Source organism: Microvirga sp. 2MCAF35 (assembly GCF_052115545.1).
Lineage (GTDB): Bacteria > Pseudomonadota > Alphaproteobacteria > Rhizobiales > Beijerinckiaceae > Microvirga.
In genome coordinates this window covers 17,480-34,253 of record NZ_JBFRGW010000016.1, presented here as the reverse complement: position 1 = coordinate 34,253, position 16,774 = coordinate 17,480, and the positions used below count along the sequence as shown (strand labels likewise).

General features: G+C 65.0%; 13 protein-coding genes. 11 read left to right on the top strand and 2 right to left on the bottom strand.

Annotation, left to right across the window (positions count from 1 at the left end; translation table 11 throughout):
• Positions 1-54: 54 nt before the first annotated feature.
• Both AB4097_RS10290 and rsmD read left to right on the top strand, forming a co-directional pair.
• Positions 55-2,130 carry a pseudouridine synthase gene (locus AB4097_RS10290; protein ID WP_442039129.1) on the top strand — a complete coding sequence of 692 codons (2,076 nt, stop codon included), beginning with the start codon at positions 55-57 and terminating at the stop codon, positions 2,128-2,130.
• Positions 2,131-2,353: 223 nt separating this feature from the next.
• The gene (gene rsmD / locus AB4097_RS10285; protein ID WP_442039127.1) at positions 2,354-2,911 is read left to right on the top strand and encodes a 16S rRNA (guanine(966)-N(2))-methyltransferase RsmD; all 558 of its coding nucleotides are present in this window, start codon (positions 2,354-2,356) and stop codon (positions 2,909-2,911) included.
• Positions 2,912-2,917: 6 nt separating this feature from the next.
• Here the strand turns inward: rsmD and AB4097_RS10280 are convergent, their stop codons facing one another.
• A complete protein-coding gene (locus AB4097_RS10280; RefSeq protein WP_442039125.1) occupies positions 2,918-3,685 on the bottom strand; it encodes a hypothetical protein in 768 nt (255 codons plus the stop codon).
• Between the two features lie 317 nt (positions 3,686-4,002).
• Between AB4097_RS10280 and AB4097_RS10275 the strand changes: the two genes are divergently transcribed.
• The 5 genes from AB4097_RS10275 (at position 4,003) to AB4097_RS10255 (ending at position 10,247) form a co-directional block, all read left to right on the top strand.
• The gene (locus tag AB4097_RS10275; protein WP_442039123.1) at positions 4,003-6,342 is read left to right on the top strand and encodes a calcium-binding protein; all 2,340 of its coding nucleotides are present in this window, start codon (positions 4,003-4,005) and stop codon (positions 6,340-6,342) included.
• Positions 6,343-6,433: 91 nt separating this feature from the next.
• Positions 6,434-7,474 (top strand): zinc-dependent alcohol dehydrogenase family protein, encoded by a 1,041-nt coding sequence (locus tag AB4097_RS10270; RefSeq protein ID WP_442039121.1) that lies wholly within the window; start codon positions 6,434-6,436, stop codon positions 7,472-7,474.
• Positions 7,475-7,578: 104 nt separating this feature from the next.
• Entirely contained in the window at positions 7,579-8,673 is a 1,095-nt protein-coding gene (locus tag AB4097_RS10265; protein ID WP_442039119.1) for an ATP phosphoribosyltransferase regulatory subunit, read from the top strand.
• On the top strand, positions 8,673-9,647 hold the full coding sequence (hisG, locus tag AB4097_RS10260) for an ATP phosphoribosyltransferase (RefSeq protein WP_442039117.1): 975 nt from the start codon (positions 8,673-8,675) through the stop codon (positions 9,645-9,647). Before AB4097_RS10265 ends, hisG begins: the two co-directional genes overlap by 1 nt.
• Positions 9,648-9,767: 120 nt before the next feature.
• Positions 9,768-10,247, top strand: a complete 480-nt coding sequence (locus AB4097_RS10255; RefSeq protein WP_442039115.1) for an META domain-containing protein — start codon at positions 9,768-9,770, stop codon at positions 10,245-10,247.
• A gap of 172 nt (positions 10,248-10,419) precedes the next feature.
• Here the strand turns inward: AB4097_RS10255 and AB4097_RS10250 are convergent, their stop codons facing one another.
• Positions 10,420-12,516: an ABC transporter ATP-binding protein/permease gene (locus AB4097_RS10250; RefSeq protein WP_442039113.1), complete on the bottom strand. Its 2,097-nt coding sequence runs from the start codon at positions 12,514-12,516 to the stop codon at positions 10,420-10,422.
• Positions 12,517-12,777: 261 nt separating this feature from the next.
• On the opposite strand from AB4097_RS10250, the gene AB4097_RS10245 reads away from it, so the two are divergent.
• From AB4097_RS10245 to AB4097_RS10230, 4 genes are all read left to right on the top strand, one after another.
• The gene (locus AB4097_RS10245) at positions 12,778-13,872 is read left to right on the top strand and encodes a methionine ABC transporter ATP-binding protein (protein WP_442039111.1); all 1,095 of its coding nucleotides are present in this window, start codon (positions 12,778-12,780) and stop codon (positions 13,870-13,872) included.
• Positions 13,862-14,527, top strand: a complete 666-nt coding sequence (locus AB4097_RS10240; protein ID WP_442039109.1) for a methionine ABC transporter permease — start codon at positions 13,862-13,864, stop codon at positions 14,525-14,527. Before AB4097_RS10245 ends, AB4097_RS10240 begins: the two co-directional genes overlap by 11 nt.
• Before the next feature lie 34 nt (positions 14,528-14,561).
• On the top strand, positions 14,562-15,350 hold the full coding sequence (locus AB4097_RS10235; RefSeq protein ID WP_442039107.1) for a MetQ/NlpA family ABC transporter substrate-binding protein: 789 nt from the start codon (positions 14,562-14,564) through the stop codon (positions 15,348-15,350).
• Positions 15,351-15,528: 178 nt separating this feature from the next.
• Positions 15,529-16,557 carry an ABC transporter substrate-binding protein gene (locus AB4097_RS10230; RefSeq protein ID WP_442039105.1) on the top strand — a complete coding sequence of 343 codons (1,029 nt, stop codon included), beginning with the start codon at positions 15,529-15,531 and terminating at the stop codon, positions 16,555-16,557.
• Positions 16,558-16,774: the final 217 nt, after the last annotated feature.

Sequence of the window (16,774 nt, the reverse complement as noted above, 5' to 3'; positions counted from 1 at the left end):
CCGGTTCGCTCCTTAACCCTCGCTTCTCTGGAACTCCTCTGCTATCAGGCTCCCATGACCGACAGCAACGACGATAATCGCAGGGGCCGTTCCTCCGGACGCTCCGACCGCGGCCGCCCCTCCGGTGACAGGCCCCCCCGCAAGCCCCGCGAGGGTGGCGAGCGCCCCTTCCGCGCCCGAGGCGACGACGACCGCCCGCGCAAGCCCCGTGAAGCCGGCGACCGGCCCTTCCGCAGCCGCGACGGTGATAAGCCGTTCCGCCCACGCGGAGAAGGTGGTGAGCGCCCCTTCCGCAGCCGGGACAACGATGAGCGCCCCCGCCGCTTCGAAGGCGGCGAGAAGAAATCCTTCCGCCCGCGTGGCGAGGGCGGAGATAAACCGTTCCGCAGCCGCCCTTCCGGCGACAAGCCGTTCCGCGGCCGCGCCGGCGAGGAACGCCCGCGCCGCTTCGACCGCTCCGCCGAGGATCGTCCGCGCCGCGCCCGCGAAGAGAGCCCGGTCGTGCGGGCCGAGCCGCAGGAGCCCGTCGAGGATCGGATCGCCAAGGTCATCGCCCGGGCCGGCGTCGCGTCCCGCCGCGACGCGGAGGTGCTGATCGCGGAAGGCCGCGTGACCCTCAACGGCAAGGTGCTGGAATCCCCAGCCATCAACGTGACGGCCGCCGACAGGATCACCGTGGACGGCGAGCCCCTGCCCGCCAAGGAGCGCACGCGCCTGTGGCTGTTCCACAAGCCGCGCGGCCTTGTGACCACGGCCCGCGATCCGGAAGGCCGCTCGACCGTGTTCGACAACCTGCCCGAGGACCTGCCCCGCGTGGTGGCGGTGGGCCGGCTCGACATCAACACGGAAGGCCTGCTGCTTCTCACCAACGACGGCGGCCTCGCCCGCGTGATCGCCCATCCAGACACCGGCTGGCTGCGCCGCTACAAGGTGCGCGCCCATGGCGAGATCAACCAGGCGGACCTCGACAAGCTCCGCGACGGCATCAGCATCGACGGCATCGATTACGGTCCCATCGAGGCGCGCCTCGACCGGATGCAGGGCGACAACGTGTGGATCACGATGGGCCTGCGCGAGGGCAAGAACCGCGAGATCAAGCGCATCCTCGAACATCTCGGCATGCAGGTGAACCGCCTGATCCGCATGTCCTTCGGCCCGTTCCAGCTCGGCGACCTCGAAGTCGGCCTCGTGGAAGAGGTGCGCACCAAGGTCCTGAGGGATCAGCTCGGAGAGGCGCTGGCCGCCGAGGCGGGCGTCGATTTCGAAAGCCCCGTGCGTGAGCCCATCGCGCCTTTCGGCTCGTCCAAGAAGCAGGACCGGGAGGAGCGCAGCGAGCGTCCCTCGCGCTTCGGCCGGGATCGGGACGACGAGCGCCCGCGCAGGCGCCGGGACGACGATGAACGGCCCTCGCGCGGCCGTGGCGGCGACCGGTTCGAGCGCGACGAGGAGGAGCCCAGGAAGCGCCCCTCCCGCCTCGATGTGAAGACGAGCGTGTGGCGGGCCGGCGAGACCGACGAGGATGCCCCGCGCAGGAAGTCCCCGCGTCGTGGCGCGGATCCGAAGGAGGCGCGTGCGGCGAGCGGAGAGCGCCAGCGCGAGCGTGTCGGCGCGATTGCGTTGAGCGAGGGCCGCAAGGTCGTCGTGGAGCGTCTCGTGCGCCAGCCGCAGGAAGAGGAAGCGCCCGCACCGCGCAGGGGCCGTGCCGCCGGCGGCGAGGACCGTCCCCGCCGTCGCGACGACCGCGATGCGGCGCCCGCCCGCCGTGGCCGCGAGGGTGGAGAACGCCCTTCGCGCCGTGACGACGAGCGCCCGCGCCGCCCCGCCGGCGACAGGCCCTTCCGAGCCCGGACCGAGGGCGACGAGCGCCCGCGCTCGCGCCCAGGTGAGCGCCCCTTCCGTTCCCGCGAGGGAGGCGAGGACCGCCCACGCAAGCCGCAGGGCGACCGTCCGTTCCGCGCCCGCGGCGACGATGACCGCCCCCGTCGCGGCCCTCCGCGCGGGGATGCGCCCTCGCGTGGTGGCCCGAAGGGCGGAGGCTTCAAGGGCGGCCCCCGAGGCGCGTCCAAGGGCGGAGCCTCGAAGGGCGGCTTCAAAGGCGGTTCGAAGGGTGGCCCGCGCGGCCGCCGCTGAACGAGGGGAACCATCAACCTCGTCCTGACAGGCCGGCTCGTCATGCGCTTCACTTTGTTGTCATGGCCGGCCTTGTGCCGGCCATCCCGATGCTGAAGGGCGCCGCGCTTTTCCCATCGGGATCACCGGCACAAGGCCGGCGATGACGGGAGAGGTTGCTGGTCCTTGATGATCCGAACTCCCAGGATGAGCTTTCCAGGACTCTCTCGATGAGGTTCAGACCATGAGAATCGTGGGCGGGCGCTGGCGCGGCCGTTCGCTCAAGGGGCCGAGCTCGGACGCAATCCGCCCGACCTCGGACCGCCTGCGCGAGACGCTCTTCAACATCCTCCAGCACGGTTACGACGACCCGATCGAGGGCGCGCGCGTGCTCGACCTCTTCGCCGGCACCGGAGCCCTCGGGCTGGAGGCGCTCTCGCGCGGAGCCGCCTTCGCGCTCTTCGTCGACGACGGTGCGCAGTCCCGCGGCATCATCCGCGAGAACGTGGAAGCCCTCGGGGCCGGCGGCGCCACCCGCCTCTTCCGCCGCGACGCCACCCACATGGGAGACGCCGCCCCCAACGCGCCCTTCTCCGTCGTCTTCTGCGACCCGCCCTACGGCAAGGAGCTCGCGCCCAAAGCCCTGCGCTCCTGCGCCGAGGGCGGCTGGCTCGTGCCCGACGCCCTCGTGATCGTGGAAGAGGCGCAAGGTACCGAGGTCGCGCTGCCGGAAGACTTCGAGGAAATCGAGCGGCGGGATTATGGGGAGACGAAAGTGGTGTTCGGGCGGTTCAGAGGTTGAGGCTTCTTATTCCGGCGCGGTTTGCGCTCGGCCTCGTTTTAGTATCCTGACACCCACGAAGGTTAAGATACCCCCGAGGCAAAGCGATACAAGCCAAGGACCTCGTGTCAGTCCTCCAAGAAGGCTGAAGAAGCCCGACACCAGGATAAGGAAGAGCCCCATTCCTAGGATCAGCAAGATTGCTATACTTGCCATAAAGGTTTCGAAGTATCGTGTTCTAGCCTGCCCTTTGATGATCAAAACTCCGACACCCAGAAGTGCGCACAAAGCGCCAATGACGGAATTGAATATGACCACCGGCATTTTACTGGACAGAATGGTCCGATAACCCAGGATCTTTTCTTCGAAACTTGGATCCCGGCGCACGAAACCCCAGTTTTCGGATCCGTCCTCCAACTCCCACAAATCATCCCTCTCATGATCCGAGAGGCCCGGGACGATTGGGCCCGGCCGGAAGGACGAGGGAGTAGGATCAAGTATCTTTCCTGCGGAGAAATCGAAGATGAGACACTGTTTCTCTTTCCCGCATGCGAGCGCCATCGAATGCGTCTTGTGACTTCGTGCCAGCAAACGTCCTTGCGCATCCAGGATGATGACACGCACAGGATCAGGACCGAAAATCCCATCCCCGTTCAGAAGTCTCGCTTCTCCCATCTCACCGTTTGGAAGAAGTATCTTCTCGACCTGCGTGAAGTAGGGGCGGTGCGCGAAAGCCGGACGGGCGCCCATAAAGGCCAAGGCAAGCATCAAAAGAAGGAAGTAAATCCGTTTCATCGGGAATATGTATCAGAGATATGGCATTTCGTAACTAAGATGCATTATCCTGAGCTTTCCTGTGGTCAGCTATCGCTAAAAGCCGCCCTCCCATTTCGAGGGTTGGGCCAAGTCGCACGCTGGAAGTACAGTTACTATGTAACATTGATTACAGGTTTTGAAGTCAAGCGGCGTGACGAAGATGATGGTCGGGCGCTACGCAGGATAAGGCCTACCCATTCTCCCACGACAAGACGGTTGTCCTATATCCGGTTTTGCATGACATTGCGTCACCGCGCCATGGGGCGCCTTACGTCTCGACGCAATGAGTGATCGCCATGGCCGCGCCGTTTCTCTGGGGAGCTTCGTTCTCGCTTCCGTCGGGAATCCAGTTTCCTCATATGACGGCGCTCAGCAACGGCACCTTCCTGTTCGTCGGGAAGACGGGGACGTTCCCCGATTACAAGCTCAAGGCCTGGATCTACAACGCGGACGGCTCGCTGAAGGCTGAGCAGATCCTGGACGTTCCGGATCACGGCCTGCCGGGTATAGGCGGGCAACTGGAGGTTCCGGCGATCGATCCGATGGCCGTGGAACTGCCCGATGGACGAATCGCGATCACATGGACGGTGTACACACCTAGCTCCGGGAATACGTACATAGCGCCCTGGGTCGCCATCTACAGTGCCAGCCTGACACCGATCGGAGTGCCCCGACCGGTTTTCGACCCTGTCTCCGGGGCTAAAGATTACGCGGAATCAATCGCAGCACTCGATGATGGTACCCTGGCCATCAGCGTCCGCGACGAAGCCAGCGGCCACGCCTATCTGCGCATCTTCAGCCCGGACGGTACACGCTCCGCCGCGTTGGATCTTGGTCCGGCTGGCGGCCCTCAGCCGGGAGCCGTTCTCACCGACGTGACCGCGCTGGACAATGGCAATGCCATCGTCGTGGTGCGCGAAAGCACATCGACCCTCAAAGGCTATGTGCTCACGCGGTCCGGCACCGGCGGGCCAACCCTGTCGGCTTCCTTCTCCATTTCGGCGAGCGCATCGCCGATCAAGGAAGGGGTCAAGGTCACCGGCCTAGAAGGCGGCGGCTTCGTCGTGACGTGGATGGAGCAAGGCTCGCCCGGAACGCCCGATTTCAACACCTTCCTGCAGGTCTACAACTCCGAAGGCGCTCCCGTCTCCACCGTAAAGCCCGTCTCGTCCCTTGCATTTCCGGAGCTTCTCTCGGCCGGGCATTCCGATGTGCTCGCCCTGCCGGACGGCGGCTTCGCCGTGGCTTATGAGAGAGCGACGGGATTGATTGCAGGGACTCCGGGGCTGGAGATCCATCTCGCCATCTTCGACAGGCACGGCACACGAATGGCCGACGATGTCCGTGTCAGCCAGCAAGCGACAACGGCGTCCATCTACCTGCATGAACTTCAGCTCATGGCAGACGGGCGCATTCTCGTTCGGCACTCGCATGGAATTCAAATCATCGACCCGCGCGACCACGCGATCGTTCTGACAGGGACGGCCGGCAACGATCATTACATCGGTACGGCCTTCGACGACACTTTCGATGCCGGTGCTGGCGTGGACAGGCTCGAAGGTGGCGGCGGCAACGACACCTATGTGGTCGACCATCCCGGCGACCAAGTGATGGAGAGGGCCGGTGAGGGCATCGACACGGCCCTGACGAGCGTCAGTTATGTCCTGGGTGCCCATGTGGAGCACCTCACGGCCACCGGCGCAGCCGCCATCAGCCTGACCGGCAATGAATTGGCGAACGTGATCACCGGCAACGCAAGCGCGAACCGGCTCGATGGCGGCGCGGGGAACGACATCCTGCACGGCAGTCTCGGCGACGATACGCTGGACGGTGGCGAAGGCATGGATGTTCTCGATGGCGGCGAAGGCTTCGACTTCGCCTCGTTTGCGTCCGCGTCATCGGGCGTGACCGCCAGCCTCTCCTGCGGCGCGGGCGATACCTTCATCGGGATTGAGGGCCTCCTGGGTTCGTCCTTCGACGATGTCTTCACCGGCCATGGATCCGCCGTTCTCATGGGTGGCCGCGGCGACGACACCTATTTCGTCGGCAACGGGGACGTCGTCGACGAAGCCGTCCACGAGGGCCGCGATAGTGTGATCGCGAATGGAAGCTACGCACTGAGAGCAGGTGCCGAGATTGAGATTCTCAGGCTCCAAAGCGTGTCGTCGAAAGCGAGCGCCAATCTCACCGGCTCGGACACCGACAATACCATCATCGGCCATGGCGGCACGAATACCCTCAGGGGCCTAGGCGGCAACGACACGCTCTCCGGCGGCTCCGGGAACGACAGGCTCTATGGCGGAACGGGCAAGGATGTCTTCGTCTTCGACACCGCTCTCAGCCGGACCAAGAACGTCGACCGGATCTACGACTTCGATCCGAAATACGACTCGATTCATCTGGAGAACAAGATCTTCACCAAGCTCGGCAAAGGCTCGGCCACAGGCATCAAGCTCAAGTCGGCCATGTTCGTGAAGGGGGCGGCCGCCAAGGACGGGAACGACCGGATCATCTACGACAAGGCGACCGGCGCGCTTTACTATGATCCGGACGGCACCGGCTTCAAACCCCAGGTCAAATTCGCCACGCTGAACAAGAACCTCAAGCTCAGCCACAGCGACTTCTTCGTGATCTGAGCGGCGAATGTCGGCCGCAGCCGCATTTGCCCAGTCCTGATCCAGCCGCTATACCGCCCCTTTCCCATTCGTCGCGAAGGAAAGGCCTTTCATGAAAGCGGTTCTCTTCGAGCAGTTCGGCCAGCCCCCGCGCGTGCAGAACGTGCCGGATCCGACACCCTCGGCGGAAGGCGTCGTGATCAAGGTAGAGGCGACGGGCCTGTGCCGGAGCGACTGGCACGGCTGGATGGGGCACGATCCCGACGTGGTGCTGCCGCATGTGCCGGGGCATGAGCTGGCAGGTACGGTTCTTGCGACCGGCAAGCAGGTGACGCGCTGGAAGAAGGGCGACCGGGTGACGGTGCCGTTCGTGGGCGGCTGCGGCCATTGTCACGAATGCCATTCCGGCAATCACCAGGTCTGCGAGCAGCAGTTCCAGCCGGGCTTCACGGCCTGGGGATCCTTCGCGGAATATGTGGCGGTCGACTACGCCGACACCAACCTTGTGGCCCTGCCCGACGAACTCGACTTCGCCACCGCCGCGAGCCTCGGCTGCCGCTTTGTCACGTCGTTCCGCGCCATCGTCGACCAGGGCCGCGTGAAGCCCGGCGAATGGGTGGCCGTGCATGGATGCGGCGGCGTGGGCTTGTCTGCCATCATGATCGCCAGCGCCATGGGGGCGAACGTGATCGCCGTCGATCTCACCGACGAGAAGCTCGCCTTCGCCCGGACGATGGGCGCGGTGGCGACCGTGAATGCGCGCGAGGCCACCGATGTGGTCGGCACTGTTAAGGAGATCACCAAGGGGGGCGCGCATGTGTCCATCGACGCCCTGGGCCATCCGGCGACCTGCTTCAATTCCATCGCGAACCTGCGCCGCCGCGGACGTCACGTGCAGGTCGGCCTGATGGTGGGAGAGCATGCCCGCGCGCAGGTGCCGATGGCGCAGATCATCGCCCATGAGCTGGAGGTCTACGGCAGCCACGGCATGCAGGCCTTCCGCTATCAGGACATGATGGCCATGATCCGCACCGGCAAGCTGGCGCCGCAAAAGCTCGTCGGCCAGCATATCGGCCTCGACGAGGCCCCCGCCGCCCTCATGGCCATGGACCGGTTCGAAGGCCTGGGGATCAGCGTCATCACCCGCTTCTGAGCATCAATGCGGTTGACCGGCATTCACCCTTCCGGTCGAAAACAATCGCCTTCCGGGCCACGCATTGGTAGAGAGCATGCCGACATGAGGATTGGGCCAGGCCAGTGACGGAGACGGATGCCATTGTCGCGCTGATCGCGCTCTTCGAGCGCGAGGGCTATGCGCGGATCGAGCCGCCGGTGCTGCAGCCGGCGGATGTGTTCATCGAGCTTTCGGGCGAGGATATCCGGCGGCGCATGTTCGTGACGCAGGACGCCTCGGGCGAGGAACTGTGCCTGCGGCCCGAATACACGATCCCGGTCTGTCTGCATCATCTCCACCGGCATGGCGCCCAGCCCTCCGGCTATTCCTATGGCGGGCCGGTCTTCCGCATGCGCCCGGGCGAGAGCGGCGAGTTCCTGCAGGCGGGGCTGGAATCCATCGGCCGCAAGGACGTCTCGGCCGTCGATGCGGAGATTCTCGCCCTCGCCCTGGACGGTCTCAAGCAGTTCGGCGGCCCGGCCCCTATCGTCAGGCTGGGCGACATGGGCCTGCTCCATGCCCTGATCGATGCCTTGGGAATCGCGCCGGCCGCCAAGAGGCGGGTGATCCGGGCCATCGTGTCGGGCCAGGGACTGGCGAGCCTTGCCGAACCCGACGGGTCCGGCGCCCAGGAGCATGCGGGCCTGCTCGCCGCCATCGAGGGACAGGCGCCCCAGGCCGCCAAGGCCTTCGTGGAGGACATCCTGTCGATTGCGGGCATTGCCCGCGTCGGCGGGCGCAGTGCGGGCGAGATCGCCGAGCGCTTCCTGGCCCGCGCCGCGAACCGGACCGGCCTGCCCGACGAAGCCCGGCAGGTGTTGGAGCGCTATCTCACCATCGCGGGCGATCCGGACCAGGCAGCCCAAACGGTGAGGACGCTCGCCAAGGACGCCGGGTTGGACCTCAACGGAGCCCTCTCCACCTTCGAGGCGCGCACCGGCTTCATGGCCGCGCGCGGACTCGATGTGAGCGCCTTCTCCTTCGCGGCTACCTTCGCCCGCAACCTCGACTACTACACGGGCTTCATCTTCGAGGTGCAGGACCCGCGCCGCGGCGACGGCAAACCGGTCGTGGGCGGCGGACGCTACGACCACCTGCTCGAACATCTCGGCGCCGATGCGCCGATCCCGGCGGTCGGCTGCTCCTTCTGGCTCGACCGTATCGTGGGGATGCCCTGATGACCGATTCCCCTCTCATTCTGGCCGTTCCTTCCAAGGGGCGACTGCAGGAGAACGCGGCCGCGTTCTTTGCCCGCGCCGGCCTCGTCTTCACCCAGTCCCGGGGCGCGCGCGACTATCGCGGCACGCTCGCCGGCGTTCCGGACGTGGAGGTCGCCTTTCTGTCGGCTTCGGAGATCGTGAGCCAGCTTGCCAGCGGCACGGCCCATCTCGGCATCACCGGCGAGGACCTGATCCGCGAGCAGATCGCGGACGCGGACGAAGCCGTGGAGCTGCTCACCCCACTGGGCTTCGGTCATGCCAATGTGGTCGTCGCCGTGCCGCAGGCCTGGATCGACGTGCGGACCATGGCCGATCTCGACGAGGTCGCGGCCGACCTGCGCGCGCGCCACGGCACCAAGATGCGGGTCGCGACAAAGTACGTGAACCTTACCCGCCGGTTCTTCGCCGAAAAGGGCGTAGCGGATTACCGGATCGTCGAGAGCCTGGGCGCCACCGAGGGCGCACCGGGCGCAGGCTCCGCGGAGCTGATCGTCGACATCACCACAACTGGGGCGACGCTTTCGGCCAATGCCCTGAAGATTCTCGATGACGGCGTGATGCTGCGTTCCGAGGCCAATCTTGTGGCGTCTGCACGCGCTCCGTGGACGGACCGGGCACGGGCTGCCGCGACCGCCGTGCTGACCCGCATCGCCGCCGAGGAAGAGGCTCGCACCAGCCGCGAGGTTCGCGCTGCGCTCGACCCAGCGCGGGCGTCCGCGCTCGTGGCGCTGGCGAAGGAGCACGGCGCGACCCTACCCTATGGCAACGCTCTGGGACGCGAGATCGTGCTGCATTGCCGGGCCGCCAAGGTGTTCGAGATCGTGGCCGCCCTGCAGGGCATAGGCGCCCAGGACGTCACGGTACGGGCTTTCGATTATCTGTTCCGCCCCACCAACGCGCTCACCGAACGCCTCCTGCGGCGGATCGGATAGAATCGTTGTGTATTCGCCTTCACCATGGCTTCAGGCTTGGTGTGCATCTTCACGAGAGAGAGTTGCCTCAATGCCCGAGGCCTCTTATGGTCCCTGCGCTTTTCTGTAGTAGAGGTTCCGATGAACGCGCTTCGACTTGCGACATGTCTGGTGGCCCTTGCCGCCGTCTCGGGAGCTCATGCCCAATCGGCCGCCACCCTCGGCCGACCGGCCGGCCCGACCCGTCAGGTGGATAACAAGGTCCCGCAGCCGGGCGAAACCGGCAAGATCTTCCCGTTGAATTCCTCCTGGGTGGCCGTCAGCCTGAACGGCAAGCCCTTCACCGGCGAGCGTCCGAGCTTCAGGCTCGACGACCAGCTCCGGGCCACCGGCTTTGGCGGCTGCAACACCTATGCCACCGCGGCCTATCCCCTGCGCGATCAGGGCCTGGCCGTCGGTCCCTTCGCCCTGACGAAGAAGAGCTGCGACAAGAGCACGATGGCCATCGAGCAGGCCTTCCTGGTGGCCCTCCGCTCCTCGGGCAAATGGGACATTCAGGGCCGCAACCTGATCATCCAGACCCAGAACGGCGGCCAGCTGATCCTGGAGCGCTCACTCTGAGGCTTTGGCTTCAACAAGAGTGAAAAGGCCGGCGTGAAGCCGGCCTTTTTCGTTGGTATCCTTTTGCCATGGCCGGCCTTGTGCCGGCCATCCCGCTCCCGTGAAGCACCGCGCCTTTTCCGATCGGGATCACCGGCACAAGGCCGGTGATGACGTGGAGAAAGCCCGTTACCTACTCCGCAGGCACCGTCTGCCGCAGATCCACCGGGGTCGAGAGGCCGCTTTCGGTCTTCTTCATGTCGACGCGCCGGTCGTGATAGGCGGAGAGCGTCGAGCGGTGGCCGATGGAGACGACCGTCGTGTTCGGCAGCTTCTCCCGGATGATCCGGTAGATCTCCCCTTCCGTGGGCTCGTCGAGGGCGGCTGTCGCCTCGTCCAGGAACAGCCAGTCGGGCTTCGCGAGAAGCGCCCGGGCCACCGCAAGGCGCTGCTGCTCGCCGAGCGAGAGGGTCTGCGCCCAGTTGCGGTCCTCATCGAGGCGCTCGGCGATCTGCGGCAGCCTGGCCCCGCGCAAAGCTTCGGCGATCTGACCATCCTCGTAGGACTCGGCCCGGCCGGGATAGGTGACGGCCTCGCGCAGCGTCCCGATGGGGATGTAGGGCCGCTGCGGCAGGAGCATCATGGTCTGCCCCTCCGGTACCAACACTTGCCCTTCCCCGAAGGGCCAGATCCCGGCGATGGCGCGGAACAACGTGGACTTGCCCGAGCCCGACGGGCCAGTCATCAGCGTGCGCTCGCCCGGGCGGAAGGTCAGCGCATCCGTATGCATCAGGGCACTGCCGTCGGGCAGGCGCACGTCGAGATCCTTCAGGCGAAGCTCCCGGACCGGCTCTTCGTCGACGATGAGCTTGCTTTCACCGCCGACCCGCTGGGCGGACGCAATCGCACCCTCGAACGTGGTGAGACGATCGAGCACGGCCTTGTAGTCCGCGAGCGTCGTATAGATCGTGATGAAGTAGGTCAGAGCCGACTCGACCCGCGAGAACGCGCCGACTACCTGCTGCATCTGGCCCAGCGAGATCTTGCCGATGAAGTAATAGGGCGCCGTCAGGATATAGGGCACCACCACGTTGGCCTGGAAATAGGCCGAGGTGAAGGTGTTGAGCTTGATGAGGCGGAACACGATCCGCATGTAGTTGTCGACGATCTGCCCGAACCGCCGTCCCAGGCTCTCCCGCTCGGCCTGCTCGCCGGAGAGAAGCGCCACCTGCTCCGTATATTCGCGCAGGCGCGCCAAGGAGAAGCGATAGTTCGCCTCCACGCGCTCCTGCTCGAAGTTGAGAGCGATCAGCGGCCGGCCGATGAGATGCGTCACCCAGGTGCCGAGGATGGCATAGCCCGCACAGACCCAGACCAGCAGACCCGGTATCTCCCAACTCGTCCCCGGAAAGGTGAAGCCCGCCGAGATCGTCCAGAGGATGGCCACGAAGGACACGAGGGTCGCCGCCTGATTCATGAGGCCGACGGACAGGGAATAGGTGCTTTCGACGAACTTGCGCAGGTCTTCCGAGATGCGCTGGTCCGGGTTGTCCGCGCCCCGTCCCATGATCTGCATCCGGTAATGCGTCCCGTCGCCGAGCCACTCGCGCAGGTAATAGGTATTGAGGAAGGCGCGCCAGCGGATGGAGAGCACGTTCTGCAGCAGCACCTCGGTCAGCGCCATGGCGACGAACACGGCCGCCAATGGCGTGAAGATGACGAAGAGCTGATACCAGAAAGCCGCGGCGTCTTTATCCTGCAAGGCATTGAACATGTCGCGCGAGAAGAAGCTGAGGCGGACGTTGAGGGCCACCTGAGCGAGGTTGATCGCGATGAGAATCGCGATCATCCAGGTGCCGATGGTGCCCTCGCGGGCCCGCACGAGGCCGAGGAACGGAATGCGGATGACGCTGGCGGCTTGGGACTCGATATAGAGATCGGTGATCCGGCAGATGGTGCGGACGACCGGCACATGGGACAGGCCATAGATGATCGCCCCGAAGGCGGTCGCGCCAAGCGCGGCGGAGGGCGGCGGGACATACCCCGTATAGTCACCCGTGATCAGGCCTGATGTGGCCCCGAGGACGAGCAGAACGAGCACGATGTGCGTCACCGACACCATCGCGAGGAAGATGCGAAGGAATTTCGGGATGTCCCGCCCGATATAAACGATCCCGACCAGGGCAAGGGTCGAGAGGGGCAGATAGAACGGAACGGCGACCGCCCCGGACAGGGAGGCCGCCAGAACGCCCAAGCCCAGGATTGCCAGCGCAATGCTCGCCTTGATCATACACATCTCCTGCCGGGATCCCGTTCCGGCGCCGTAGAAATCCGGAGAAGCCGGATCAATGGTGCTTGTGGCGAAAGAAAGGAGGAACTCCCGCTCTCTGCAAGCGATAGCAGCCTTGTGAGATGAGCAACAGGCCGTTATATGCCCTGCTCCGTTCGGAGAAAGCAGATTGTCCTGTTTAACGAACGAAAAGGTTGACTTAGAGAACGGGATGTCTCATGTGTCATATCGACATCCCGACGTCACTGAAAAGGCGACCTCATGAACGCCCCCCTTGGATATCTCGGCGAACAGACCGCCCAACGCCTGATTCCGGCGGAGGCCATCGTGCGCCTGGACAAGGTGTCGAAGACCTTCCCCGGCCGTGACGGTCAGCCTGTGACGGCCCTGCAGGAGATCAACCTCGCAGTGTCCCAGGGTTCGATCCTCGGCGTGATCGGCCGGTCGGGCGCCGGCAAGTCGACCCTGATCCGCCTGGTGAACGGGCTCGAGAAACCCACCTCCGGCAAGGTGATCGTTGATGGCGCCGACATCGCGGCTCTTCCCGAAGCGGCCCTTCGTCACGCCCGCCGCTCCATCGGCATGATCTTCCAGCACTTCAACCTGCTGTCCTCGCGCACGGCCGCCCAGAACATTGCCCTGCCGCTCGAGGTCGCCGGCTACGACAAGGCCGAGATCAAGACCCGCGTCGAGGAGCTCCTGGCCCTCGTGGGTCTCTCGGACAAGCGCAACCGCTACCCTTCCGAGCTCTCCGGCGGCCAGAAGCAGCGCGTCGGCATCGCCCGGGCGCTCGCCACCAAGCCGAAGGTTCTCCTGTCGGACGAGGCGACCTCCGCCCTAGACCCGGAGACCACCCGGTCGATCCTCGACCTGCTCGGCCGCATCAACGACGAGCTCGGCCTGACGATCCTGCTCATTACCCACGAGATGGCGGTGATCCGCAACATCGCCCGCGAGGTCGCGGTGATCGAGGGCGGGCGCATCGTCGAGCAGGGCGACGTGTTCGAGGTGTTCACCCGGCCGCAGCACGAGGTCACCCGCTCCTTCCTGGCCGATGAATCCGGCCGCGCGCTTCCGCCTTATGTGCAGAGCAGGCTCAAGACCGAGGCGACGCCTGGCAGCCAGGCGGTCGTCCGCATCGGCTTCCGCGGTCCGCACGCGACGGATCCGGTTCTCGCGCGACTCGCCCGCGATCTCAACATCGAGACCAACATCCTGTCGGGCTCGGTGGACGAGATCGCCGGACGGCCCTTCGGCACCCTGGTGGTCGGCGTGCCGGAGCAGTCCCTCGCCACCACGCTCGATTTTCTGAACAAGCACGGTCTCGACACGGAGGTCCTCGGCCATGTCGCCTGAGATGATCCGCCTCATCGCCAATTCCACCGGTGAAACCCTCTACATGGTCGCGGTCGCGGCCCTGATCGCCACCCTCCTCGGCCTGCCGCTCGGCGTGTTTCTCGCCACCTCCGGCAAGGGTGAGCTCTTCGCCGCCCCCTGGGTCAACCGCGTGCTCGGCGTCGTGGTCAACGCCACGCGCTCCACGCCCTTCATCATCCTCGTCGTCGCGATCATTCCCTTCACGCGCTTGATCGCCGGCACCTCCATCGGGACCAATGCAGCCATCGTGCCGCTGACCATTGCCGCCACGCCCTTCATCGCACGCCTCATCGAAGGTGCGATCCGCGAGGTGGACCAGGGCCTGATCGAGGCCGCGCGCGCCTTCGGAGCAAGTCCAATCCAGATCGTGCGCAAGGTGCTGATCCCGGAAGCCCTGCCCGGCATCGTGCTCGGCCTCACGCTCGCCGTCGTGTCGCTTCTGGGCTTCTCGGCCATGGTGGGCGCGGTCGGCGGCGGCGGCCTCGGCGACCTCGGCATCCGCTACGGCTATCAGCGCTTCATGCCCGAAATGATGCTCGCCGTCGTGGTGGTGCTCATCGTCCTGGTCCAGGCCGTGCAGAGCATCGGCGACCGCCTCGCCCGCCGCCTCAACAAGCGCATCCGTCACGCCTGATCGTTACCTAAGAACATCGTACAAGGAGTATCCGATGTCCCTCAAGAAGCTGGGGCTTGCCGCCCTCTTCTCGCTCGCCGCCCTGCCCGCTCTTGCGCAGCAGAACCAGACCATCCGTATCGGCGTCACGCCCGGCCCGCATGCGCAGATCCTCGAAGCCGTGAAGCCCATTGCAGCGAAGAAGGGTCTCGACATCAAGATCGTCGAGTTCTCCGACTACGTGGTTCCGAACACGGCTCTCGCCGGCGGCGACATCGAGGCGAACTCGTTCCAGAACCAGCCCTATCTCGACAATCAGGTGGCCGACCGCGGCTTCAAGATCGAGAGCGTCGCGCTCACCGTGAACTTCCCGATCGGGATCTACTCGAAGAAGCACAAGAGCCTCGATGCTCTGCCGAACGGCGCAACGATCTCGATCCCGAACGATCCGACCAATGGCGGCCGCGCCCTTATCCTCCTGCAGGACAAGGGCCTGATCAAGCTGAAGGAAGGCACCGGCTACAAGCCCACGCCGCTCGACGTCACGGACAATCCGAAGAAGATCAAGTTCGTCGAGATCGAAGCCGCCCAGGGGCCGCGCGTGCTCGACGACGTGGATGCGTCGATCATCAACACCAATTATGCGACGTCCGGCGGCCTCGATCCGGTGAAGGACCCGATTGCCCGCGAGAACCCGAAGGGTCCGTACGTGAACATCATCGCGGTGCGCAGCGAGGACAAGGACAAGCCCTGGGTGAAGGCCCTCGTCGAATCCTACCACACCCCCGAGGTGAAGAAGTTCATCGAGGAGAAGTTCAAGGGCTCTGTGCTGACCAGCTGGTAAGCGGGCATCGTCTAATGATCCGAAGGCCGGGCATCATGCCCGGCCTTTTTGTTGAGCGGATGCGCTCTCGACCAAAGCCGCCTTGACAAAAAAGCCGGCTAAGTTTCCTCATCGCATGGTTTCTTGAATCACAATGTCAGCCGGGCCGATGCAGCCCGGCATTCCGGGAGGAAATCTCATGCGACTGTCACTGCTGGGCCTCGCCCTCACGACGACCCTCTGCGCGGCACCTTACGCCGCTCAGGCTCAGGCGCCGATCACGATCTACTGCTCCATCCTCGAAGAGCAGTGCCGCGTCGGCGTCGCAGCCTTCGAGAAGGCGACGGGCGCGAAGGCCACGATGGTGCGCAAGAGCACCGGCGAAACCCTGGCGCAGATCAGGGCCGAAGCCGCGAATCCGCGCGCGGACGTGTGGTGGGGTGGCCCTGGCGATTCCCACATTCAGGCGGCCGAGGAAGGGCTGACGGCCGAATACAAGTCGCCCAAGCTGCCGGAGTTGCACGATTGGGCCCAGCGCTTTTCCGAGCAGGCCGGGTACCGCGCGACGGGAACTTACCTCGGCGCCCTCGGTATCGGATACAACACGAAAGTGCTCGAAAGCCGCGGCCTGCCGGAGCCGAAATGCTGGGCGGATCTGCTCGATCCGAAATACCGCGACGAGGTGCAGGTATCCGATCCGAACTCGTCCGGCACGGCCTATGTCTTCCTGGCCTCGCTCGTTCAGCTGATGGGCGAGGACAAGGCCTTCGACTACATGAAGAGCCTGCACAAGAACGTCAATCAGTACACAAAGTCGGGCGCCGCGCCGGTCAAGGCCGTGGCCCTGGGCGAGACCGGAATCGCCATCGCGTTCATGCACGACATGGTGACGATGATCGCCGAGGGAGCTCCGGTCAAAACCCTGGCACCCTGCGAGGGCACGGGCTACGAGACCGGCTCCATCTCCGTCGTGAAGGGTGGCAAGAATACGGAGACGGCGCAGAAGTTTGTGGACTGGGCACTTTCAGCCGAAGCGCAGAAGCTCGTGGGGGCGGACCTGAAGATCTATTCCATCGCATCCAACAAGAACGCGCCGGTTTCGCCGGATGCGCCGAAGCTCTCGGAGATGAAGCTGATCAACTACGATACGGCCAAATACGGCTCCGTGGCGGAGCGGACGCGCCTGCTCAAGAAATGGGATGCGGAGATCAAATCGGCTCCGAAATAGGCTTGAGCGAAGGAACGCTCTCGCTGCGAGGCCGGGCGCAATGCCCGGTCTTACAGAGCATCGGATCGACCCAAAAATGGGGCCGCTTTTCATGTCCGATCCTTTCATGACGCTTCAATCCTCTCTCACCTCATCCTGAGGAGCAGCCACAGGCTGCGTCTCGAAGGAGGTTCCAGAGTGCACTGGAGCCTCCTTCGAGACGGATTGCTCACGCAAT

Coding starts and splice junctions, on each gene's coding strand:
- AB4097_RS10290 (WP_442039129.1), top strand. CDS start 55: ATGACCGACAGCAACGACGATAATCGCAGGGGCCGTTCCTCCGGACGC.
- rsmD (WP_442039127.1), top strand. CDS start 2,354: ATGAGAATCGTGGGCGGGCGCTGGCGCGGCCGTTCGCTCAAGGGGCCG.
- AB4097_RS10280 (WP_442039125.1), bottom strand. CDS start 3,685: ATGAAACGGATTTACTTCCTTCTTTTGATGCTTGCCTTGGCCTTTATG.
- AB4097_RS10275 (WP_442039123.1), top strand. CDS start 4,003: ATGGCCGCGCCGTTTCTCTGGGGAGCTTCGTTCTCGCTTCCGTCGGGA.
- AB4097_RS10270 (WP_442039121.1), top strand. CDS start 6,434: ATGAAAGCGGTTCTCTTCGAGCAGTTCGGCCAGCCCCCGCGCGTGCAG.
- hisG (WP_442039117.1), top strand. CDS start 8,673: ATGACCGATTCCCCTCTCATTCTGGCCGTTCCTTCCAAGGGGCGACTG.
- AB4097_RS10255 (WP_442039115.1), top strand. CDS start 9,768: ATGAACGCGCTTCGACTTGCGACATGTCTGGTGGCCCTTGCCGCCGTC.
- AB4097_RS10250 (WP_442039113.1), bottom strand. CDS start 12,516: ATGATCAAGGCGAGCATTGCGCTGGCAATCCTGGGCTTGGGCGTTCTG.
- AB4097_RS10245 (WP_442039111.1), top strand. CDS start 12,778: ATGAACGCCCCCCTTGGATATCTCGGCGAACAGACCGCCCAACGCCTG.
- AB4097_RS10240 (WP_442039109.1), top strand. CDS start 13,862: ATGTCGCCTGAGATGATCCGCCTCATCGCCAATTCCACCGGTGAAACC.
- AB4097_RS10235 (WP_442039107.1), top strand. CDS start 14,562: ATGTCCCTCAAGAAGCTGGGGCTTGCCGCCCTCTTCTCGCTCGCCGCC.
- AB4097_RS10230 (WP_442039105.1), top strand. CDS start 15,529: ATGCGACTGTCACTGCTGGGCCTCGCCCTCACGACGACCCTCTGCGCG.